The organism is Serratia sp. YWN4, from assembly GCF_055790845.1.
Genome location: NZ_CM147696.1, coordinates 669730 through 693481 on the forward strand (window position 1 = coordinate 669730; position 23752 = coordinate 693481).

At 48.1% G+C, this 23752-nt stretch carries 20 protein-coding genes; 1 reads left to right on the top strand and 19 read right to left on the bottom strand.

Annotated elements, in window-relative coordinates; genetic code table 11:
• Positions 1-9: 9 nt before the first annotated feature.
• Positions 10-630, bottom strand: a complete 621-nt coding sequence (locus tag ACX9GT_RS03160) for a DUF2913 family protein (protein ID WP_473189772.1) — start codon at positions 628-630, stop codon at positions 10-12.
• Positions 631-767: 137 nt separating this feature from the next.
• Entirely contained in the window at positions 768-2294 is a 1527-nt protein-coding gene (locus tag ACX9GT_RS03165; RefSeq protein WP_473189773.1) for an MFS transporter, read from the bottom strand.
• 1400 nt (positions 2295-3694) lie between these two features.
• On the opposite strand from ACX9GT_RS03165, the gene ACX9GT_RS03170 reads away from it, so the two are divergent.
• Positions 3695-4222: a LysR substrate-binding domain-containing protein gene (locus ACX9GT_RS03170; protein WP_473189774.1), complete on the top strand. Its 528-nt coding sequence runs from the start codon at positions 3695-3697 to the stop codon at positions 4220-4222.
• A 229-nt stretch (positions 4223-4451) separates the two neighbouring features.
• Here ACX9GT_RS03170 and ACX9GT_RS03175 read toward each other — a convergent pair whose 3' ends face one another.
• The 17 genes from ACX9GT_RS03175 to ACX9GT_RS03255 all read right to left on the bottom strand — a co-directional run bounded on the left by ACX9GT_RS03175 (position 4452) and on the right by ACX9GT_RS03255 (position 23244).
• On the bottom strand, positions 4452-5003 hold the full coding sequence (locus ACX9GT_RS03175) for a tyrosine-type DNA invertase (RefSeq protein ID WP_473189775.1): 552 nt from the start codon (positions 5001-5003) through the stop codon (positions 4452-4454).
• Positions 5004-5150: 147 nt separating this feature from the next.
• A complete protein-coding gene (locus ACX9GT_RS03180; RefSeq protein ID WP_473189776.1) occupies positions 5151-6494 on the bottom strand; it encodes an ATP-binding protein in 1344 nt (447 codons plus the stop codon).
• A 21-nt stretch (positions 6495-6515) separates the two neighbouring features.
• Positions 6516-7235, bottom strand: coding sequence for a winged helix-turn-helix domain-containing protein (locus ACX9GT_RS03185; protein WP_473189777.1), 720 nt, complete (start codon positions 7233-7235; stop codon positions 6516-6518).
• Positions 7236-7832: 597 nt separating this feature from the next.
• Positions 7833-8360, bottom strand: a complete 528-nt coding sequence (locus ACX9GT_RS03190) for a fimbrial protein (RefSeq protein WP_473189778.1) — start codon at positions 8358-8360, stop codon at positions 7833-7835.
• A 309-nt stretch (positions 8361-8669) separates the two neighbouring features.
• Positions 8670-11174, bottom strand: coding sequence for a fimbria/pilus outer membrane usher protein (locus ACX9GT_RS03195; protein WP_473189779.1), 2505 nt, complete (start codon positions 11172-11174; stop codon positions 8670-8672).
• 165 nt (positions 11175-11339) lie between these two features.
• A complete protein-coding gene (locus tag ACX9GT_RS03200) occupies positions 11340-12011 on the bottom strand; it encodes a fimbrial biogenesis chaperone (RefSeq protein ID WP_473189780.1) in 672 nt (223 codons plus the stop codon).
• A gap of 318 nt (positions 12012-12329) precedes the next feature.
• The gene (locus ACX9GT_RS03205; protein ID WP_473189781.1) at positions 12330-12743 is read right to left on the bottom strand and encodes a fimbrial protein; all 414 of its coding nucleotides are present in this window, start codon (positions 12741-12743) and stop codon (positions 12330-12332) included.
• Positions 12744-12931: 188 nt separating this feature from the next.
• A complete protein-coding gene (locus tag ACX9GT_RS03210) occupies positions 12932-13444 on the bottom strand; it encodes a fimbrial protein (protein WP_473189782.1) in 513 nt (170 codons plus the stop codon).
• Positions 13445-13662: 218 nt separating this feature from the next.
• The gene (locus ACX9GT_RS03215; RefSeq protein WP_473189783.1) at positions 13663-14616 is read right to left on the bottom strand and encodes a fimbrial protein; all 954 of its coding nucleotides are present in this window, start codon (positions 14614-14616) and stop codon (positions 13663-13665) included.
• A gap of 423 nt (positions 14617-15039) precedes the next feature.
• Positions 15040-15552, bottom strand: a complete 513-nt coding sequence (locus ACX9GT_RS03220; RefSeq protein WP_473189784.1) for a fimbrial protein — start codon at positions 15550-15552, stop codon at positions 15040-15042.
• 84 nt (positions 15553-15636) lie between these two features.
• Entirely contained in the window at positions 15637-16149 is a 513-nt protein-coding gene (locus ACX9GT_RS03225; protein WP_473189785.1) for a fimbrial protein, read from the bottom strand.
• A gap of 164 nt (positions 16150-16313) precedes the next feature.
• A complete protein-coding gene (locus tag ACX9GT_RS03230) occupies positions 16314-17264 on the bottom strand; it encodes a fimbrial protein (protein ID WP_473189786.1) in 951 nt (316 codons plus the stop codon).
• A gap of 10 nt (positions 17265-17274) precedes the next feature.
• Positions 17275-19830, bottom strand: a complete 2556-nt coding sequence (locus tag ACX9GT_RS03235; protein ID WP_473191495.1) for a fimbria/pilus outer membrane usher protein — start codon at positions 19828-19830, stop codon at positions 17275-17277.
• A gap of 60 nt (positions 19831-19890) precedes the next feature.
• Complete coding sequence (locus ACX9GT_RS03240) at positions 19891-20562, bottom strand: fimbrial biogenesis chaperone (protein ID WP_473189787.1); 672 nt, start codon at positions 20560-20562, stop codon at positions 19891-19893.
• Positions 20563-20870: 308 nt separating this feature from the next.
• Positions 20871-21575 (bottom strand): helix-turn-helix transcriptional regulator, encoded by a 705-nt coding sequence (locus ACX9GT_RS03245; protein ID WP_473189788.1) that lies wholly within the window; start codon positions 21573-21575, stop codon positions 20871-20873.
• A gap of 122 nt (positions 21576-21697) precedes the next feature.
• A complete protein-coding gene (locus ACX9GT_RS03250) occupies positions 21698-22225 on the bottom strand; it encodes a fimbrial protein (RefSeq protein ID WP_473189789.1) in 528 nt (175 codons plus the stop codon).
• A 470-nt stretch (positions 22226-22695) separates the two neighbouring features.
• Positions 22696-23244, bottom strand: coding sequence for a tyrosine-type DNA invertase (locus ACX9GT_RS03255; RefSeq protein WP_473189790.1), 549 nt, complete (start codon positions 23242-23244; stop codon positions 22696-22698).
• Between the last annotated feature and the right edge of the window lie 508 nt (positions 23245-23752).

The following is a 23752-nucleotide window of genomic DNA, read 5'->3' on the forward strand; positions in this document are numbered from 1 at the left end:
CAAAGATATCTAGGCTACCTCTGGGATCTTCTCGTCGATGCTGACAAACAGGCGTGCATAGGCGGTTTCGCCGAGAACCTGAAAAACGTGGAACTTTTGTTCCAGCAGTAATATGCCAAACACCTGTAAATCACCCAACACTCTGATTTCCACCGGTTCCAGCTGTGAACCCTCTTTGCAAAAGACGCTATTAAGATGGTTCATCTCGATCATCAGCGCATTGATGCCATTCACGCGGGGAGGGACTTTTTCCGTTTTCCATTCTTCAGGCGTCAGAACGTAGTAACGCCAGCCTGCATTTTTCAAGGCTTCAATAATATAGGTCAGCCGATGCAAATCTGGCTGCTGCTCGATAGGATCTACCCAGGAAAAATATAAATACTGTACCCGCTCATAGAGCCTGCTTTGCATACCTAATTGACGCCCGCGTACGATCAGCCAGGCTATCTCTGGCGCGACTTGTTTGGCAAAACGCTTTTGTTTTTGTGCCGTGATGAGCCAGCGTAGCAAAAACAAGTGGCCGTCTAAAAAAGAAGTCACCTTGCCATCTTGTTCAGCCAGTTTCATGGCAACTTGGGCACAAAACGCAAAGTGGGCTAATTCCCGGTTTTTATTATCAATATCAGTCATCACCAATGCCGTGAAAGAAAAACTATCATGTTGAACATAACTTTCTGGTGAATTCCCCCCAACCTCTTGGTCGCTTACCGGGTCTTAACGGGGGGAATGTATTTCGGGAAGCGAAACACCGCTTCCCGAACATGTGATTAATCCTGCGACGTTAACTCGGTCAGTTTTTCTAGCGGCGCTTTTTGCCCTAACGGGTTATTGCCCCAGCATTGCTCGTATTTCCAACCGGTCAGTTCTTCGATAATGGCCCGGTGGGCCGGAGAAATATCCGCCATGGCTCCTCCTGCTTTGATCCGCGCAATTTCTTCTAACAGGATCATATGGCTCTTTCTATCCAGCTTCATTTGCGTGGTGTAGAAAATGGCCACCATTGCCAGCGCTATCACACCAATGGCAAACACGCCGACGATCGCCTGTACTGCGGTTTCCGGTTGTACTGGCTGGCCTGAGACAAAGCCAAACTTGCTGAGCGTCCAGCCCATGGCGAAGACGATGACAGAGCGCACCATTTTCCCGGCGAATGTCATGGCACCTGCGTACAGCCCTTCACGACGACGTCCGGTCAGCACCTCATCCACATCCGCCAGGAAGGTATAAACGGTCCAAGGGATGTAGTAGATCCCGCCGGTGCTCAGGCCAAAAACAGCGGTGATAGCAAATAAGACGATCACGGTGGCGGTATCTGACCAACCGGTAAAGTAGAGCGCTGCGTAAGCAATAACGCTGACAATCACTACCTGCAAAGCGATGCGGAACGGCCGGGCAAAGCCCATTTTTACGCAGATGCCAATAAAGAAGGCGGTTGAGATCAACTGCATCACCGAGCTGAAACTGTTGAGTTGTGAAACCAACACCGCGCTTTGGCGTAAGCCGAAGATGATGAAATAGGTAAATGAAGAAGCAAACAGCCATTCCGCGCCGAAGCCGAACAGATACATCCCTAAATGTTTGCGGAAAATGCGTAAGCGGAAGGTGGAGATCATATCAATACAGAGCTTCTTCAGTGCCTGCCCCAGGCTGCTGGTGGTTTCTTTTACCACTTCGCTGGCCGGGCGTTCCCACGAGGAAATATACAGGGAAATCATGGCAAGACACATGATAGCGCCGTAGGCGATGCCGGTATAAAGGAATGGGGTTGGAGAATCTTTACCGTAGATAGCGATGAACTGGCCAGGAATAAAGGCCGCCATAAAGTTAGCGATTTTACCAAAGATCGCTTTTGAGCCGGTCAGCTTGGAGCGTTTGGCAAAATCCGTGGTCATTTCTGTCGCTAAGGTTTCGTACGGCACCATGATTGAGGTGTAGATCAATTCAAACAGGGCGTAGGTGAGCAGGTAATACCAAAACCCGAAACCGCTCATCCACAACATCGGGTAGAACAGCACCAGAGGGATCCCGATGAGGATAAAGAATCGACGGCGGCCAAACAGCCGGCCAAGCCGCGTGTTGTAAAAGTTATCCGTGATGTAACCCATGATCGGGTTGCTGACGGCATCAAGAATACTGGCCAGAGAGAAGATGGCTGCGGCTTCTACGACAGAAAGGCCGCAAAAGGTCGTATAGAAGTACATCAACCAGGCACCGCTGATCGCCAGCGCGCCACTTCCGAGTAAGTTCGCACTACCGTATGCGACCGTATGCCTGACTGTTATCTGCTTTTCCATGTATCCGCCATATATAAAACATCGTTTCAATTTATCTGACACGTTGTTTCTTTATATTACTGTTGTGGGGTGGGAAACGAGACGGGGATCACACAACGGCGTTTTGCACAGAAAAGCTACAGGGGGAGATTTCAGGGTGTTTTTAGTGGGGTTTTTAAATAAAAAAAGATAAAAATCAAATTATTGCAGTGATTTTTGCGCTGTTGAACGAAGGGAGTGGTCAGTTAGCCGAACCTGTAAAATCGTATTTTTTGTGATTTATATCACAAAAATATTGAAATGCTGTTTTGAAAAGAGTAGATTCATTTGTGTGACATGGGTCACACTAAAAAACACCACAACTGAGGAAAAGATCATGAAAATCATACTGACTATCTCTAAATTTTTCGACAAGCTGGACGAAGCCTACTCTGATTTATGCAAGCGGATTGGCTCAATTGTATCACCTTTCTGATTTAAGCCACCCAAGGCTTCATCAGCTAAGTTTGTAGGCGCTTACTCTATCCTCGCCATAAAGTAGGATACGGTCACGACAATTTGACGTTGATCATCAGATGATGAGTGGTAGCTAATCACGTCATTTGTCGTAGCGCCTGCTATATTCTCCCTTCTAGCCTCTTTCTCTATTAATAAGCCGAATTTCGGCATGGTAAAACCTCCTCTAAGACGGAAAAGTGGCTTAAGCTAAAACGCTGCTGTCGTTGTGACATCCTCATCCCAAAATTTTCCTGAAATTAAACTAAGATAAATTTGTATGTTAAAATGATATTTTAACTCATGCATAGTGGTATTTTATGGAAGAAAAAGCGTTTTTTATCAAGGCATTGAAGCGCTTTAGTAAATCTGGCTATTAGGTTGATACTGATGAAGAGATTCGATGTACCTAACGTTCTCGAGTAGATTCATTTATAATGATCGTATAACAAAACCACATTGTGTATAGAAAAAAACATCTACCCTGGAACAGAGAAAAATCCTATATTGCTTGCCGTTGGCATGTTAGGCTATTTTTTTATTGCACATAGCATTCTGATACCCTCACTTTTTTAAGGTGACTTGGCGATTTTCTCTCCTATTAAATTAAACTTCTTATTGAAGAACAATTGGAATGTATTCAATGCTGAGCGGAAGTGTTAAGGATGTTTTATTAATTAATAAAAGTAAATAATGAGGGGGATATTCTGTCTGCCGGAGGAGTTGGGGGTTATTAACCTACTTAATCCACGATTAACTATCAGTAAGATATAATGAATTAGATCGTGTGTTGGATGAGATTGAGCACCTTAATCACTTGATATCAGGGCCGATTGTGATAGGGCTATCATCGTTGCCTATTTTAACTATATTCCCAGGGGCTTTGAAAAGATTTAAAAAAACATCCAAAATCAGGCATTACCAACATGGAAGGGCAGATCTCCGAACTGCTGCCATCCCTGCGTATAGGCAAACTTGACTTTATCATCGGTGCCAACATTCCTTCTGAATACCTGAGTGGGCTGGTACAGGAACCTCTATTTAATACTTCATATGCTATATATGTTCGCAAAGGGCATCCCTTGGCGAATTGCACGTCGTTAGCCGAATTACAGGAGGCGGATTGGTTTTTTCCTGTGACAACGATGGGGCATTACGACCAATTGGAGTTATTATTATTTGGTTCAAAAGCGTATCAGAAAAAAGCCATAATGCGGGGTACGGGTACCGCCGCTTTACAAATGGTTATGAGTGCTGATTACCTGACTATTGCGACCAAAGCGATGGTTCGTACGCATTTTCTCGCGCAAAACCTTTGTACTATTCCAGTGAAAGAGTCGATGCCGAATGCGGAATTCTTCTTAATTTACACTTCAGAGCGGCCTTTAACGTTAGCGGCGAGAAATTTAATGGATGAGTTTCATCGGGAATCTCAAAATTATAATTGGGATTGAGTTTGCACCTAGGTGGTGCTGCGGTCTGAGATTGAGATGCCTACTATATTTCAAGTGAGGTTGAAAAATCCCGCCAGAGCGTCGCCTTCCCTACGGTTCAGGCAAGGTATTACCCGATTTTATAGGTTTTTGTTTATACATAAAGACAAGTTGTTCCCGTTAAGCTTCGCCTGAAGTTCGTGGTTATTTCTTGTCATCCTAATAGATACTGCACGTCCTTGTGTATCGTTTAGAAAACAATCGACTTGAACCTGGCCGCATTGCTGGCCGTATAGAGCACCGTATGACGAATATTTCTATGCCCAAGATAGTCTTGAATCAGACGTGTATCCATACCTTGCTCAGCTAATGCATAACCGCAAGAGTGGCGCAGCATATGCGGGGTAACAACCACGCTGATTCCTGCTTTTTCCCCATAGCTTTTAACCGCTTTATAAAATCGTTGGCGTGAGATCCGTGTTCCGTGGCGCGAAAGAAAAAGCCACCCACTGTCGGCGTTTAAATAACTCGAGCGTTGCCCAAGCCAAGCGTTGAGCAATGTAATTTCAACATCGTGCAACGGATGCTGAACTGAAAAGCCATTTTTCAGCCTGCTGACGTGAACTGTTCTGTTCACTAAATCAATATCGGAGAGTTTCAGAGCTGTCAGCTCACTGACCCGAAAACCATGGATATAGCACATCAAAATCATACACTGATCCCGATAGTAATTATTCCCGCGCGCAACACTGACCAGTAAACGATCTACCTCGTTTTTGTTTAAGTACTTTCTTGTTCTCACTACTTTTCCTGTTGCTGCCTGCCACTGATTGATACATGCATCCTACTGATTTTATGTGCTCTTAGGTGGTGAATTTGGTTACTCATTGGTTGCATTTTAGTTATTCTATGTTGTCTTTTGTAGCACATATTTCTAAATGTAAGGCTGTTATTGGTGTTGATAATCACAAGGTATCTCAACGACAAAACAGGCGCCACCAAGTTCTGAGGTTTTCACGTAGACCGTGCCACGATGCAAGGCAACGATTTTATATACGATTGATAGCCCTAAACCAAAACCTCTAATCCCTAATTCCTTGTTGCCTTTTCCCCTGTAGAACGGTTTAAAGACTTTCTCTACATCCTCAGGAGGGACCCCTTTGCCATTATCCTCGACAGAAAACGTGAGGGTTTCTTCAGTACGTGTTACGCTCACCTGAACTATGCTCTCCGTGTACTTTTTGGCATTGCCGAGCAAATTGCTCAATACACGTTCCATTAAGTTCATGTCCATATAAACCCAGCCAAGATTGCTGTCATAATTTTTTATAAACCGAATATTTTCACTCCCCTTAGTGGCTGTATTAATCTGTTCATCAAACCAGGTAGAGATATACTGTTTTTGCGGGGAGAATATTTTATTATAGTTCGCAATACTGGCATAGCTTAGTGCAGTATCAATTAATGACTCTACGCAATTAATTTCCTCGTAGATATTATTCATTATCATTGCTTTATTATCAGCTTCTTTCTCTTCGAGATAGTTATGGAGGTGAAACCTTATCCTGGCGATCGGGGTACGAAGCTCGTGAGCCATGGTAGTCGTCATGGCTCTACGCATCAGGGTTGCATCCTGAATTTTATCCGCCATCTCATCCAGCGCGGCGGCAATGGGTTTGAAGATAACCGATGATGTACCCTCTACCCTGGCATTCAGATCTCCCGCACTCAGAAGCAGGGCTTTTTGACGTATTTTCTTTACGTCACACCAAATGGGATTGAGCCAACAATAACAAAATAGTGCAATTAATAAGGCAAGCCATAGCATTCCATTGATATATACGCGATATCTTATAGTCCGATCTTCTGATACTCTGCTGCCAATACCAAACTGGCTTGCATTGAGAGAGAGAACTTTATTCGTTCCTCCGATTCTTTTAAGCGCAGTACTCTCATTAATGATGACTATCTCGCCTTTAAGTAATCTGGCATATTTATCCTCTGAGAGTTTATTTTGGAGTTTAACCACACCCACGACACTGACAGAGTAAATTGAGTATTCATTCAGTTCATTAAATTTACTCTCTAAATACCCCTCTTGATGTAAAAGGTATTTTTTTTCTAACAAATTAATGGTTTCCTGAATAAGTTCATAGTGCGCCCGGGCCGTTAAGACTTCCATGGTACGTATTTTTACAAAGTCTATAATGGTATAGATAACGAAGCCAAATAGCAGGCAGAAGAGATAAAACCTGAAAAACATGATGACTCTAGGCCAGTTGTTTATTTTCATCTTTTAGGCACCCTGACTGTGCTATTCATTCCAACCATCGCGATTCAGAAGATACCCTTTTCCTCTGATAGTTTTGATCTTTTTAGGGTTTTCGGTGTTATCGTCAAGCTTCCTGCGTAATCGGGAGATGTGAATATCTATTGTGCGATCCAGCCCATCGAAATCAATGCCTTTCAGTGCCATTAACAGCTGATCGCGCGTGAGAACTTTGCCTGCGTCTTTAGCCAACAGCAGCAGTAGATCAAATTCTGCTGTCGTCATAGGGATTTCCTGCTGATACAGAAAAACGGTTCGGGAACTTGGCATAATGACCAACTGCCCGAGATGCAGCGCTGGATTAACCGGCTCTTTATTTTCTAGCGTCATGGGTTTATTAACACGACGCAGTTGGGCTCTGATCCTGGCCAGCAGCACTCTAGGTTCAACGGGTTTAATAATGTAATCATCAGCCCCAAGTTCTAACCCCAAGATCTGATCGAGACTTTCCCCCAGAGCCGTTAACATAATAATCGGCCCATGATAGAGCCCCCCGAGTTCCTTACAGACATCCATACCACTTTTGCCGGGCAACATGATATCCAGCAATACCAGGTCAGGATGATGCTGCAAGATATGGGTTACGGCAGATTCACCATTACCGATCACGGTAACGTCGAACATATGATTCCTTAAAAAATCGGAAATCAATGTTGCCAAAGGTTTGTCATCCTCAACCAGAACGATAGTTTTTCTTTCATTCATAAAAACTCTCATTAAATTAGTGAGATAATAAAAGTCTGTTGGTTTGCGCCAAAACGACAATTTTTATCATTTAAAAAGTGTCATTGCCTGCATGTACTATAAAACAATGAATTCACTTATTTAAAAGAGCCCACCCTGCTGTTTAATTATGTACGCAGTTCGGTTTTTGCGACAGTTGAAATGCTTAATTAGACATTTAGCGCTTGATGCTGTGCATCCAGAGCCGTTATCACTCTTTAGCCTTATGGTGCTGCTATGCAGGTTTGAGGTATTGCTGCACAGAAGGGTGTTTCGCTAATTGAATTTTTAACTGTGATTAAAATCATTAAGTTATGAGAGTCTATGCTGCTTGCGCCGTTGGGGAAAAGGGGCAACCATGGCGTTAGGGCGCTGGGTTTATGAGAGAGATATCGGAATTGTTTACCTGGTTTAAGCCGTGGTGAGTAGGTAACAAATAAACGTTATTTCACCGGGTGAAAAGTGAGAAAGACGATAAGCAATGGCAGATAACCATCAGGCGCCAGCGTCGTTTATGAGGCAGGTCACAAGCGCCATGCTCCGGCCATTGAGTATTCAATGGCCGGAATGCAGAAAGGCTTACTGATAGACGATCGTGAACTGGGCACTGGCGTTGGCAATACCGGCAGTAATGGTGTCGGAGATGGCTTTGTAACGAGCAGTAAAATCCAGATTGGTGACCGAACCTACCCCGGTTTCCAGGGTGTAAGGCTGGGAGTTTTCAAACAGATTAACCACCTGCTGGCTGGCATCGGACAGTTCGATGGCGACACCTTCAGCACTATCTACGCCAGGGGTCAGTGCCAGTACGCTGTTGTCACCGGCAACGCTGGTGCCATCAAATTTCACCACTGCGGTCGTTGCCGCTACCGGGCAATCTTTCAGTACCAGTTGGAACTGAGTAGGGGCCGCCGTACTGCCGATGCCGCTGAAAGTGTTGGAGGCGACTTTACCCAGTGTGACCGTCAGGTTCTGTGAGTCGGTATCAACCGTACAAGCCACATCGGTAATTTCGCCCATAAAATTAATGGTACCGTCAGCAGCAAATACCGCAGGGGTGGCAACAACCAAAGAAAACAACGCAGCGCTAATGATGTTCTTTTTCATAAATCTCTATTCAATCCGTTTTTTGGCATTGTTGAATGCCACTTCATGTCATGAAATCCAATGATATTGTGCCGGGGTGCACCATCATCGAATTATCTTCTGTGTCACCGCATGTGGTGGTTTCATTTGATGCCGGTGAACCCCAGGCTCTAAATGATGGGCTTAGCTTACGTTTATTCCGAAATGCTTGATGGAGACTTTGGTTATCCCTGTGTTGTTATTTGTACAACCTATTACCAAGTGTAAATGTCCCGGTTATGAGCGAATCTGCAATTCATATTAGGCGGGCATACCATTGGTATTTTCTCTCTACAGGCAATTGCCAGTGACCATGATCAGGCCAGCGATTTGCTCTGTACGTGATTGTGACGGTAACTGATAGCTGACTTGGCATTGTTGTGTACTCTCTTTGCCCCATTGCACCAGCAGAGAGCCTTGTGCCTCCATTCCTGTTAGATAGACTTGGCCACCGTCGCCGACGATGCTGCTATGCACCTCGGTACTGGTCGCTTCGGTGACGGTGGCACCAAATGGCACCGGCTCTCCGTTAGCCCGCAGCAGCGTCATCATGACCCGCTGGCCGATACGAGGTTGATAATCAGCCACCACCACCGCACCGCGCGTTGGGATGACCGTTTTTGAGGTCAATTCCAGTTCGACATCGTCAGGCAGGGTGGCAGTATCCAGCCCGAGCGCATTATTGCGGTAAGGAGTGACGTAAGGCACCACGGCATAGCCACGCCAGTCGGTTTTCACTCCGATATTGTTGGTCACGCCAACCCCTTTAGCGCCCGGCGCTTTCACCAGCGCTACCGTTTCGCCCAGTGGTTGTGACAAGGTGACGCCATTCGCGTGAACCAAAATACCGCCTTGGACACCGTAGTTTAGCCGTTGCTGCTGACTCCCGTAGCTGTAACCCGCATTGACTTGGCCACTGTTGCCCCGGTAGCTGGTCGACAGGTTGCCGTTGCTGCCGTCTTGTTGGCTGCTGTAGCCCTGTGTTACGGACCAGCTCAGATTGTTTTGTTCCAAGGCTGTGCCGTTGAGCCCCACGCTGTGGCTGACCCGCCCTTGATTGCTGCTGTTCATGTTGTAGGTCGCCCAGGAATTATTGAGCCAGCCGCGCAGCGGAATGCTGATGTTCAAGGCCAGTAAATGTTCGGTACTCCGGTTGTTAAGGGGGTTCTTGCTTTGGCTGTAGTTGATGCCGTAGCTGATGGCGTGCCAGCTGTTGTTATAGCCTAGGCCGAAGGTTTGGGTTCTCTGCCCGTCCCAATCCCTTTCATCCACCAGGCTCAGTGACAGAGAGCCTGCCTGTTGCCCCAGACTCTGGTTAACCGTCAACTCTACTCGGCCGCGCCTGTGCTGCGGGGCGTCGATTGATTGCGCGGTTGCCTGAGAGTAGGTATCCAGCGTTTCCTGCAGCGTATAAAACCCTTTGGAGAAGTAACGATAACTCGCCAGGCTGACGTTGGTCCCGGTATCGGCAAAGCTCTTGCCGTAACGCAGGCGCAGTGACTGGCCGCTACTGCGCTGCCTGTCTGCTGGTGTAGCTTGAGCCTGGGTGACATCAGCAGACAACGCACCGATCGGCCCCATATTCTTGCCGAGCCCCAGCGTGTATGCGTTGTAGTGGGTGGCTGTTTGCCCACCGCCGTATAAGGTGATCCCCCAGGGCAGCCCATAGATCGCGGTTGCCTGAACAAAAGATGCGCTTTCAACCCGATCATCGGCCGGGCGGTAGCGCCCGCCAGCGAGGCTGTATTTCAGTTGCCCTTCACGTTGTAGCACCGGTACCGAGGCGAAAGGCATCACCAGATGCTGTTCACTGCCATCGGCTTCGGTAATGGTGACGTTCAGATCGCCACTGCCCCCGGTGGGGTAGAGATCGTTGATAACAAACGCCCCGGCAGGGACGTAGCTCTGATAAATCACGTAGCCATTCTGGCGAATGGTGACCTGGGCGTTGGTTCTGGCAATGCCGCGCACCACCGGTGAATAGCCGCGCAGGCTTTCCGGCAGCATCTCTTCATCCGACATTAACTGGCCACCGCGCAGCGGCACGCTGTCGAAAATTTCGCTGGAGGAGTTGGTATCTCCCAGCGTCAGCTGGCTCTTCAAAAAAGTGATATCGCGTTGCAGGTAGGTATTGATGGATTGCCAGTGACTTTGCTGCTGGCGATCGTCGTTGCCGCTTTCCCGGTTCCAGACGGAATAGTTGCGCAGGCGCCAAGGGCCAGCGTTCAGGCCGCTGCGCAGATTCAGGTAGTAGCTGTTGCTGGCCGCCGAATTTTCACCGGCACGGGTGTTGGAGCCGTTGAAACTGTAGTTGGCTAACAGGGCTGTAACGCCTTGCTGCCATTGATCGGGTGCCACGTAGCCACGGGCTTCGCTCTTTAGTGCCGCCTGTGGAATGCTCAGGTTCAACTGCTGGTTGTTGAAATAGAACTCGGTATAGGCACCAGGGATCGCGATCGGCAGATCGACACAGCGGTTGTTTTCCGTCAAGGCATTGAACGCCGCGACGTTCACCCCGAGTGTGGCCAGATCGCGGGTACTCAGGCAGGGTTGCAGGCTGCTATTACCTGCATCATCCTGACGCTGGACAAACTCCATCTCGCGCGAATCCATGGCCTGGTTATTCAGCAGCAAGTCGATCCGGTATAAACCAGGAGCCTGGGTACCCCCCTCTTCAAACACCGACAGGTCGGCCCCTGCCTGTGCCGGGTTATCGATTTGCAGCAGTTCCGGGTTAAAATATTCACGCGCCTGGGCCACGTGCAGGTCGAGCACCAGCAAGCCAAGCAGACACATCCAGGGAATCAGGCGGCAGTGGAGCCTGTTTTTTTCAGGTGTGTATGTGTCAGAGATATAGCCCACTTGTAGATTGCAATTCACAGGTTTAGCCCTGGATTGATTTAACACGGCCGCATGAGTGCGCACGTTAATCGTGGCTAACGCTCATTATGGTCGCCAGCGTTATAAGGAAAACTGGAAGGCATCGCTGGTGCCGCCATAGTCATTGATGATCTTCCAACTGACCGCATTACCCGTCATGCCTGCGGGCAGCGTATAGCTCACTGTGGCATTCGGTGCCACCATGGTCACTTCGGGCAGTTCTTTACCGCCGATGGAGATGGAAAAGAAGCTCAGGTAATAAGGGGAGTTGTTGGTCGCCTGTAATGTATTACCGCTGCGCTGCCATTTGAGGCTTTTCGCCGCGTCATTAAGGGAGCCTTTTACGCCCGCCGGGCGATAAATCAGCTTGATGCGGGTCTTGACCGCGATCTGCAGGGTGTTCTCCACCTTCTCCGCAGAAGGAATGGACTTGATATTCAGCCAGAACAGGGATTCTTTATCTTCCGGCAGGTTGCCCCCGGCGCGGACGATGCGCAGTACGTTATCTTGCCCGGCATTCAGCCTGAACAGCGGTGGAGTGATCACGAAAGGGGCTTTGGCCTGCCCGCCTTCCTGGGTATCAACCCAGGATTGGATAAGATAGGCCGTTTTATCTGGGTTTTTCACGCTGAGCGCGGCTTCTTTCTTGCCGCCGTCATAGATCACTCGAGTGCCACCGACGATCACGCCTGCTGAGGCGCTCAATGAGGCCAGTAACAATCCGCCGAGTAGCGCCTTATGCCATAATTTCATCGTGGAATCTCCCGCAATCTGCGATCAGAAAATCACTAAACCCGTAGATTTATCGCCAAAGGTTTGCAAAGTGAGTGTGTACGTCGGCAAAACATGACATTACGGTTTATTACTTATGGGCGACATACGCTCTAAAGCGATTCTTGTACGCCTTTAGAAAGTATATGAACGCAATGAACATTGTGTGGGCTTTTTTTGTTGTTAGTTTTGTGTGGCTATTACCAATCGTTTTTTTGATTGTATCGCTACGGCATCTGTACCAAGGCAGCCTAAAGTACGGTGAAATAGACTTTAGACTCTCTCATTGCGTGAATAGCATTAGTTGTAGGTAAATGAGGCAACGACAGAGGCATTGATTGAACCTGGCATCACGGTCCCTGTGGCATAAGCCCGGGTTTTCAGGTTGAACACTGCATTGTTTGATGTGCCATTCACCGTGGTATAGGTTGTTTGCCCATTGCCGAGATTATTACCACTGGCAGCGCCTGCCAACTCGACATTCAGGTTGGTCGCTGTACCCAGGTTCTTATAGCGGGTTGCATCGGTACTGTCTGGCGTACCGCTAAAGGCAACGGTGACCTTGGTGGTTGAGATCGGGCAACTGGTCAGCGTAATGCTGAAAGGCTTCCAATCACCGGCGGCTCCTGCTGCTGTCAGAGAAGAAGCCTGAATTTCCCCCAGGTCAATGTTGATGATGGAGTTGCTGCTATCCACCACACAAGGGGATGCCACGACATTTCCCGTGATATTAATCGTACTGATATCAGCCGAATGAACAGCCATGCTGTATGAGGCGAATAAGGTTAAACCGCAATATCCCAATTTCATTGATTTTTTCATTTTACCCCTCCAGATTTGATATTTGACCTTGTATTTCTTAACGGGAAAACGCTTTATATTTTTTATAGGTACGCAGAGGATTATTGGTAGGTGAAATTAATTTGCACTGCACCTGAAATAGTTCCACCTTCATTCATGCCGTTAACGCTCAATAATCGGCTGGCCAGTGGTACTGTTGCTGTTCTTGATTCTGCGTCCACCAGAACGGCCAGACTGCTCCCCGCTCCCAGTTTCTGTGTACGGGTGGCATCAGCCAGATGAATGGCAATATTCCTTGCCGTACCCGAGTTGGCATAAAGCGTATTGTCATCGCTGCTGGCCGTACCGCTAAAGTTGGCAATCACTTTGCTGGTTGATATCGGGCAGGCGGTCAGTTTGAGATCTAGAGGTATCCACTCACTTGCGCTACCGGCCACTGACAAATCACGCTGCTGTAATTTACCAAAATCAACCGTTTGATTTGCCGTAGCGATATCGATAATACAAGGTGAGGCGACCACTTGACCGCTAATGTTAATGTCCGAAGCATTAGCGCTAAATAGAAAGCCTGGCCATAATAACCCGGCCGAAATTATCGTTATGACCTTTCCCATTCAAACCTCTATGAATAAACCATGACTGTTTCTTATCGGCAGCCCGTTTCTTTCCCTCAAAATAGCTGTCTAGACATTTAATCCGGGGCAATATTCCAGTTCTAAATGACAGGCTTAGATTACGATGATTTGTGGCCCCTTGATGGGGACTTTGGTTATACCCGTGTTGTTTTTTGTACAAGCTATGACAAAGTGTAAATACCGTTCGTCTCGCCTACTTATTGATAGTTGATGTTCAGCGTGGCGGTAGTATTGGCCTTGCCGGGCATCACCGTGGCCAAGGTCTGATAATAGCGAGCCTGGAAGCCGAAGGTTTCAACACCACCGGTTGAGGTTTTCAACAGCAGATTGGCACCAATGGTTATTGGCGTGCTGTTATAGAGGATCTGGGTTCCCACGCCTTTGGCAACGTCGGTATTGCCAGCACCACTGAGTGCCAAGACGCTGGTATTGGCCGTATCGGCATTCTGGGTGCCCGTCATCGAGACATTGACTCGGGTATTGGCATCGCAATTCAGGCCCAGGTTGAAACTCTTGGTTGCCAGGGTGCTACCCACGCCGGTAAACAGGGTCGCTTGCACGTCCCCCAATGGCACGGTGACGTTGGGCGTCTGTAAAGAACAGGCCACCGGGACGATGGTGGAAGTGCCGATATTGAAGTCAGTGTAATATTGCGTGTTTCCCACCGCGACAAACTTCGCAGCGTTACCTGGGGTAATACTCCCCCCTTGAACCCCGGTGGCACTGGTTTTTACCAGATAAGCGGTGATCCCCGGTGCTGCAACCGTGGGAAAGGTATTCGCCGCCCAATCCACCGTGCTGGGGAATACCCGGCCTCCTCCCGTGGTGATTTTTAATCCCACGCCGCTCAGGTTGGTTTGGTAGACATCGCTGATGCTAGAGAGCGTGGTAAATCTTGTCAGGGCCAGGTTGGATGTCCATGCAACATCACAGCCAAATAACGTTGCACCTCCGCCAACGGCCCCTGTTGTTGCCGTGGTCAATACCGTGCCGACGGGGGAGTCACGCTGTACAATGACACTCCCAAAATTGAGCGTGCCGGTTTGGGCGGAACCCGCCTCGCCAAAGCGACAAGCCGCTTGTGCCAGACCGGAAACCATCAATGCTGCCAACGCAAATGTGATTTTTCCTAGCGAAAGCAATTTCACCATTTTCTTCCTTACAGACCAAGTCTGTTAGTTATGTGCAAAACCACCGTCTGTTGACGGCATGACGGCGAAGTCAGGTTCATCTGGTACTGGCCGCATGGGTATCTGTAAGTATAGATTTAAATACCAGACACTTTGTGCGAACTTATTCTGCGTCGAGGGGCTTAGTGATAGATCATTGGAACTGGGCGCTAGCGTTGGCAATACTGCGCTCAGCCTTAAGGTTTAGCGCTTGCACGCAACAGCGTTATTCAGCAATCCAGCCGAATGTGATTGCCGAGCTTGAAGGGGGGGATTGGGTGATCTTCGTGCATGAAAATACACAGTAAATAAGGGGGAAGGATAACCAACCCCTTATGAAATTTGAAGAGAGAGATATAAAGCGCGGTAAAACCGAATCTAGCCCCTTAAATTACGGGAAATGCATTAATTATAGGTAAACGAGGCAACCACGGTGGCATTAATGGTGCCTGGCATCACCGTGCCTTTTGAATAAGCACGAGTCCTCAGTGCGAAGGTGGCGGTATTGGCTGCCACGTTGATGGTGGTCCCTTTGGTATTACCAAAGTTGACGCCAGTGCTGTCGGTTAACTCAACAGAGAGGTTGGTTGCCGTACCGGTGCTTTTATAGCGGGTGGCATCCCCGGTATCTGGCGTGCCGCTAAATACCACGTTTACCTTGGTGGTTGAAACCGGGCAGCTTTTCAGGACGATATTAAAGGCTTTCCAAGGGCTACCCAATCCCGACGTTAGCAGAGTGGAGGCCTGAATATCCCCTAGGTCAATATTGACAGTGGCGTTGCTGGCGTCAATCACGCAAGGAGAGGCAACAACATTCCCCGTAATGTTGATGGTACTGATATCAGCTGCGTTAACGGCCATGCTGTGTGCAACTAATAACGCTAAACCGCAGTATGCCAATTTAAATGACTTTTTCATTCTATAATCCCAATATTGATATTTGATGGTGTATTTCTCAGTGAGAAAACGCTTTATATTTTTTATAGCCATACAGCAGGCTATTTACTGGTAAGTAAAATTAACCTGCACTACACCTGCAATGGTTCCACCTTCACTCATACCGTTAACGCTCAACAATCGGCTAGCAAGGGGAACTGTGGCGGTTCTTGATGCGGAATCCACCGCAACGGTCAAGCTGCTCCCCGTTCCCAACTTCTGTGCGCGCGTGACATCAGCCAGATGAATAGCGATATTCCTTGCCGTACCCGTATTGGCATAAAGCGTATTGTCATCACCACTGGCAGTACCGCTGAAATTGGCGATCACTTTGCTGGTTGATACCGGGCAAGCGGTCAACTTTAGGGTGATGGGTATCCAATCACTGGTGCTGCCAGTTGCGGACAAATCACGCAACTGCAATTTGCCGAAATCAACCGATTGATTAACTGTGCCGACATCTATAATGCAAGGAGAGGCAACGACCTGGCCGCTGACGTTAATATCCGCAGCGTTAGCGTTAAATAGAAAACCTTGCAGTAACAGACCAACAGAAATTATCGTCCTGATCTTTTCCATTTAAACCTCGATGAATAAAATATGTCTGTTTTTCTGTAGGCAGCCATTATCATTCTCTAAATAAAAAGAACTATATATTTAATGGCTCAATATTCCCGCTTTAAATGGCAATCTGAGATTATGGTTATTTCAGGCCACTGGATGGGGCCCCTATTGCCCGTTTATTATTGATAGGTAATATTCAGCGTAGCGGTAGCATTGGCTTTACCCGGTATCACCGTGGCCAGAGTCTGGAAATAGCGAGCCTGGAAGCCGAAGGCTTCAACACCGCCTGTTGAGGTTTTCAACAGCAGATTTTGACCAATGGTCATTGGCGTACCGTTATAGAGGATCTGGGCTCCCACGCCTTTAGCTACGTCGGCATTGCCTGCGCCACTGAGTGCCAAGACGCTGGTATTGGCTGTATCGGTATTCTGGGTGCCGGACATCGAGACATTAACTTTGGCACCGGCATCGCAATTCAGGCCCAGGTTAAAACTCTTGGTTGCCAGGGTGCTGTTCACGCCGGTAAACAGGGTGGCCTGTACGTCCCCCAAGGGCACGGTGATGCTGGGTGTCTGTACAGAACAGGCCACCGGGACGATGGTGGAAGTGCCGATATTGAAGTCAGTGTAATATTGCGTGTTTCCCACCGCGACAAACTTCGCGGCGTTACCTGGGGTAATACTCCCCCCTTGAACCCCGCCTACGCTGGTTTTCACCAGATAAGCGGTGATCCCCGGTGCTGCAACCGTGGGAAAGGTATTCGCCACCCAATCCACCGTGCTGGGGAATACCCGGCCTCCTCCCGTGGTGATTTTTATCCCCACGCCGCTCAGGTTGGTTTGGTAGACATCGCTGATGCTGGAGAGCGTGGTAAATCTTGTCAGGGCCAGGTTGGATGTCCATGCAGTATCACAGCCAAATAACGTCGCGCCTTCGCCAACGGCCCCTGTTGTTGCGGTGGCCAATACCGTGCCGACGGGGGAGTCACGCTGTACAATGACACTCCCAAAATTGAGCGTGCCGGTTTGGGCGGAGCCCGCCTCGCCAAAGCGACAAGCCGCCTGCGCCAGGCTGGAAACCATCAGGGTTGCCAGCACAAAGACGGTTTTTCCTATCGAAAGTAATTTCACAGTTTCATCCTTATTGACACTGGCCGTTAATTATCTGCAGACCCGTTGCCTTCTCACCGCGTGGTGACAGGCGATAGCTTACCTGGCACTGTTGTTCGTGGGTTTTTCCCCACTGCACCTGCAGCGTTCCTTTTTCGGCCATACCGGTTAAGTAGACTTCACCACCATCGCCGACGATGCTGCCGCTTTCACCTGCGCTGGCAAGGTCGGTCACCGTGGCGCCAAACGGCACTGGCTGGCCGTTGGCACGCAGCAGCGTCATCATGACTCGCTGGCCGATACGGGTTTGATAATCGGCCACCACCACCGCACCGCGCGTTGGCGTCACCGTTTTTGAGGTCAGTTCCAGCTCGACATCGTCGGGCAGAGTCGCGGTATCCAGCCCGAGCGCGTTATTACGGTACGGTGTGATGTAAGGCACCACGGCATAGCCACGCCAGTCGGTTTTCACCCCGATATTGTTGGCCACGCTGACCCCTTTGGCACCCGGCGCTTTCACTAATGCCACCGTTTCACCCAGCGATTGTGACAAGGTGACGCCGTTTTCATGCACCAGAATACCGCCCTGAACCCCGTAGTTGAGCCGCTGCTGCTGGCTGCCATAGCTGTAGCCCGCGTTGACCTGGCCGCTGCCGCCCTGATAGCTGGTTGACAGGTTGCCATTACTGCCGTTTTGTTGGCTGCTGTAGCCCTGCGCCACGGACCAGTTCAGATTGTTTCGCTCCAGCGCGGTGCCGCTAAGCCCCAGGTTGTGGCTGACTCGCCCCTGGTTACTGCTGTTCATGCTGTAACTGGCCCAGGAGTTATTGAGCCAACCGGACAGCGGGATATTCACGTTCAATGCCAGCAGATGATCGTTGCCGTTGCTACCGATGGCATTCTTGTTGTAGCTGTAGTTGATGCCATAGCTGATGCTGCGCCAGCTATTGTTATAGCCCACGCTGGTGGAGCGGGTTTTCTGCCCATTCCAGTAACCTTCATCCACCAGGCTCAGCGACAGAGAACCTGCCTGTTGCCCCAGATTCTGGTTAACCGTCAACTCCACTCGGCTGCGTTTATGTTGCAGGTAATCTGACTGCAACCTGGTTGACCGGGTGTAGGTATCCAGCGTTTCCTGCAACGTGTAGAACCCTTTGGTGGAGTAGCGATACCCTGCCAGGCTGACGTTGGTTCCGCTATCGGCAAAGCTCTTGCCGTAACGCAGGCGCAGTGACTGGCCGCTGCTGCTGTTCTCGTCAGCTTCAGCCAATGTGGCATGGGCTTGGGTGACATCGGCAGACAACGCACCGATCGGCCCCATATTCTTGCCGAGCCCTAGCGCGAGTGCTTCATAGTGGGTGGCTAACTGTACGCCGCTGTAGGCTGTCATCCCCCAAGGCAAACCGTAAATGATGCTGCCTTGAGCAAAGGTGGCTTCGTCCACATTATTATCTGCCGGGCGGTAACGACCACCGGCGAGGCTGTATTTCAGTTGTCCTTCGCGTTGTAACACCGGAACCGAGGCGAAAGGCACCACCAGGCGCTGTTCACTGCCGTCGGCTTCGGTAATAGTCACGTTCAGATCGCCACTGCCCGCGGTGGGGTAGAGATCGTTGATGACAAACGCCCCGGCAGACACATAGCTCTGATAAATCACGTAGCCATTCTGGCGAATGGTGACCTGTGCGTTGGTTCTGGCGATGCCACGTACCACCGGTGAATAGCCGCGCAGGCTTTCCGGCAGCATCTCTTCATCCGACATCAACTGACCACCGCGTAGCGGTACGCTGTCAAAGATTTCGCTGGAGGAGTTGGTATCTCCCAGCGTCAACTGGCTCTTCAAAAAGAGGATATCGCGCTGCAGATAGGTATTGATCGACTGCCAGTGGCTATTGCCTTGATCGCTGCCACTTTCCCGGTTCCAGACAGAATAGTTACGCAGGCGCCAAGGGCCGACGTTCAGGCCGCTGCGCAGGTTCAGGTAATAACTGTTGCTGGCTGCCGTATGATCGCTGGCACGAGAGTTGGAGCCGCTGAAGCTGTAGTTGGCCAACAGCGCCGGGATCCCCTGCTGCCATTTTTCCGGTGCCACATAGCCACGGGCCTCGTTTTTCAGCGCGGCTTGCGGAATGCTCAGGTTCAACTGCTGGTTGCTAAACTGGAATTCGGTATAGGCGTTGGGGATCGCCGTTGGCAAATCAACGCACTTGTTGTCCGCTTTCAAGGCGCTGAATGCGGCGGTATTGACCCCGAGAGCGGCCAGATCGCTGGTGCTCAGGCAGGGTTGCAGGCTGGTCTTTCCTGTCTTGTCGCGATGCTGGACAAACTCCACTTCACGTGAGTTGACTACCTGGCCATTTAATAAGACGTCTACACGATAAGTCCCAGGAGCTTGACTATCGCCTTCTTCAAATACCGACAGGTCGGCCCCCGCTTGTGCCGGGTTATCGATTTGCAGCAGTTCCGGATTAAAATATTCACGTGCCTGGGCTACGCGTAGATCGGCCACCATCAAGCCAATCAGGCAAGCCAACGGCAATAGCTTGAAATGCTGCATCTTCTTTTTAGTGCGGTAATTGCTTGGCATATAGATCATGCTCAGATTCCTGTTCACGGGTGAAACCCTGATGTTTTCTGGTTACCTGTGTTACAGAGGAGACTGGAAGGCATCGCTGGTGCCGCCGTAGTCATTGATGATCTTCCAACTGACCGTATTGCCTGCCACGCCTGCGGGCAGCGTATAGCTCGCCGTGGTGTGCGGGGCCACCATGGTCACTTCGGGCAGTTCTTTACCGCCGATGGAGATGGAGTAGAAGCTCAGGTAGTAAGGGGAGCTGTTGGTTGCCTGTAATGTATTGCCGCTGCGTTGCCATTTGAGGTTTTGCGCCGCGTCATCCAACGTGCCTTTTACGCCAGCCGGGCGATAAATCAGCTTGATGCGGGTCTTGACCGCGATCTGCAGGGTGTTATCCACTCTCTCTGCGGAAGGAATAGACTTGATATTCAGCCAGAACAGGGATTCTTTATCTTCTGGCAGGTTGCCCCCGGCGCGAACAATGCGCAGCACGTTATTCTGCTCTGCATTCAGCCTGAACAGTGGTGGGGTAATAATAAAAGGTGCTTTGGTTTGCCCACCTTCCTGGGTATCAACCCAGGATTGGATGAGATAAGGCACTTTATCGGGGTTCTTCACGCTGAGAGCGGTCTCTTTTTTACCGCCGTCATAGATCACTCGGGTACCGCCAACGATGACGCCTGCTGATGCGCTCAGTGCGCTCAGCAGTAACCCGCCGAGCAATGCTTTATGCCATAATTTCATAATAGAATTTCCTATATTCTGTGAGCGAAAAAGTAGAAAACTAACAGCAGCTTTATTATTCCGTGCAGATCCTACAATCTGAGGTTTATTGTTATGTGAAATAACGCCTCTGAGGGAATTACCCCATTGGGCGTTATATTGCCCATTTTTAATCTGCCGTGATAATAACTTTGGTTATGCTGATGTTATGTTTTGTACATTCCATTTCTAATTGTAAAAATGTAGGCTCACCGTGAGCCAAAGGAGCGTTTTATTGCATCACGAGCCTGAGCGATATCCTTCAACCCTTTCTATTCATCTTTTTACTATCATGCAGCAGGCCCGCAGTATTCAAAATCTTTCACGTACATTTCACTGCCCTGATAGTTAAGCAGGCTATTGCCTGATGCTGTTTTGGCAAAGGCAACCAAGCCGGTATTCCCCTTGACCCCCAGCTTTCGCATGGCATTACGTTTGTGACAACTGATGGTTTTTGCACTTCTATTCGTGAGGTCAGCGATTTTTTTCTGTGTAATACCACGTAAGAAATAGTTCAAAACAGTAAGCTCGGCCTCCGTCAAAAATGGGTGTGCTGGTTTTGCTCTGCTATTTAATAGCCTGCTAATGTGTTGACTACAGACATTGTTGTTCTCCATCACCTGAATAATCAGGTTCGATATTTCACCAAGGCGTTCGTTTTTAGAGATAAGCGCATGAACATCGATATGGTGGAGAGAACGTAGCGTTGTTTTATCCTGAATCCGTGTTAATACTACAATTTTCACTTCAGGTAGGGTGTTTTTTACCCAATGAATAAAATCAATAACCTGAAATAATGCTTTGTCTGCACTGAAAGGTTCTATCACAACAATCTGTATATCTTCTTTAATCAGAACGCCTTTTAACTCGGTTAAATTATTGGCGCGATGAAGATTACAGGTCATCGGTATGTAGGATAACAAAGACTCAAAGCCCACCTTTGACATTGTACAATCATCAATTAATGCGATTTGAAATACAGCGCTTTTTTCCACACATGCCCCTTTCGTCTTGTTTTTTAGCACAGGTCCTCTTATGAAATTTATTCATATTAAAAAAGGCCGCTCATTAATTACGGCCTTGGTTAATATGTATTACCGTAAACGGCTAACTAAACTTACTGGTAGACGATCGTAAACTGAGAGGTCGCGTTAGCTGCGCCTGGCGTCACGTCGTCTGCGATCGCTCTATAGCGAGCAACGAAGTCCAGTTTGTTTGTTGTACCCAAGCCGGTCACTAATGTGTAAGGCTGTGAGCTTTCGAACAGATTAACAACCTGCTGAGTGGCATCAGACAACTGGATTGCCACACCTTGAGCGGTGTTTGCGCCTTTGGTTAAAGCGAGCATGCTGTTATCGCCTGCAACACTGATACCGTCGAATTTAACGACAGCTTTGTTGGCGGTTACTGGGCAATCTTTCAGGATCAGTTGGAATTTTGTTGGTGCTGCGGTAGAACCTGTACCGGTAAAGGCTGAAGAGAATACTTTGCCCAGCGTTACAGTCAGGTTTTGAGAATTGGTATCTACCACACATGCTTCAGGAAGAACTTCCCCAACAAAGTTAATGGTACCGTTTGCTGCCAATACGGCAGGGGCAGACATAACGGAAGCCAAGAATGCTGTAGCGATAATTTTTCGGTTCATGAAAACAGTCCTTTTAACTAACACATCATAATGTCGTGCAATGGCACCCGATGATGCGATTGCATTCTATTTATCCCTTGATTAGCATCTTGATCAAAAAGACTCACCGATACTTAGTGAGTCTTTCTTGAGGTAGTCATTTTGGGCTATTTTGTATACCTTGGGTTTTTGAGCCAAAAGAAAAGCAAATAGCCCCTAGGCTTGGAGTTAACCGCTTGTTATCGGTTTTTAGGTAGCATTATATGCTTGTTGGTTTTTTTATGGAAAATTTGCAGCCAAAGGGGAACGAGCAGGTTTTCTACGATACAGGCGTGGACACGGGAGGCTGATAATGGTTAATCATTTGAATTTAAACGGTTTATCTAAGTTGGTGATATGGATAACAGGACAGTTGACACGGAGGAATTGTGGACATTACTATGGGCTCCAGTTTAGCCCAAAATGATCACCTAGTAATTTTTTGTTACAATTCACCAGATATTTAAAAACCGCCTCGAATTACTTGCCGTATATAACACCGTATGACGAATGTTCCTATGCCCTAAATAATCTTGAATCAGACGTGTGTCAATTCCTTTATCCGCCAGAGCATAACCACAGGCATGACGTAACATATGCGGATGAGGTGCAATTGACAGTGCTGATTCACGTCCATATTTGCGCATCATTTTGTAGATCTGCTGGCGGGAAAGGCGGTTGCCCTGACGTGAAAGAAACAGCCATTCACTATCACTACCGTTGTAATTCAATCGCTTACTTAACCATTTTTGCAATGGTTGCATCTCAATTTCAAACAACGGGTGTATGGTCGAAAAGCCATTTTTTAGTCGATTAATCATGATGGTCCTACCTTCCAGATCGATATCTGAGAGACGTAACGAATTGAGTTCACTGACACGGCAGCCGTGTAGAAAGCACATCCAGATTAGGCAACAATCTCTATCGGAATTATCTCCCTGCCCAATAGCATTAATTAATCTCTTTACTTCTGATGTTGTTAAATACTTCCTACTTTTCATAATGTCCTCTCTGTATTTATAAAATCAATTAAGGTTAACGGGTATGTATTAAATAAAAACACTAACGTTAAAGAAAACCGGGTGTGTTATCACTGCCATAATAATGTTGTTACATAAGAAATAATCCCTCCAAAGTGTGTTGTATTTCAGATGTACCATGTGTCAGATGATTAGATTGTCCTAACCTATTCACATGGTAGTTCTTTTTTTTATTTTTGTATAAGGATAATTCCTGATTTTTAGGTAAATTCAGCAATAATCTGATAATTACTAAGAAATTCGCCTCTTAAATGATTAGTGTTTTTTATCAAAAATCGCTTTCAGTCTAAGATAATGCGCGGTTTATTAAGATTATTACTGATTTTATTGGGAGTATTCTTATTAAAAAGTAAGAAATGAAATTAATAAAGTAAACACTATATTTACCGGTTTTTAGGTAGGTTTGCTTTCACACATATTATTTAAGGATATCGGGTTCTGGCTCTTTGAGCGAAGCCACTCAATGGTG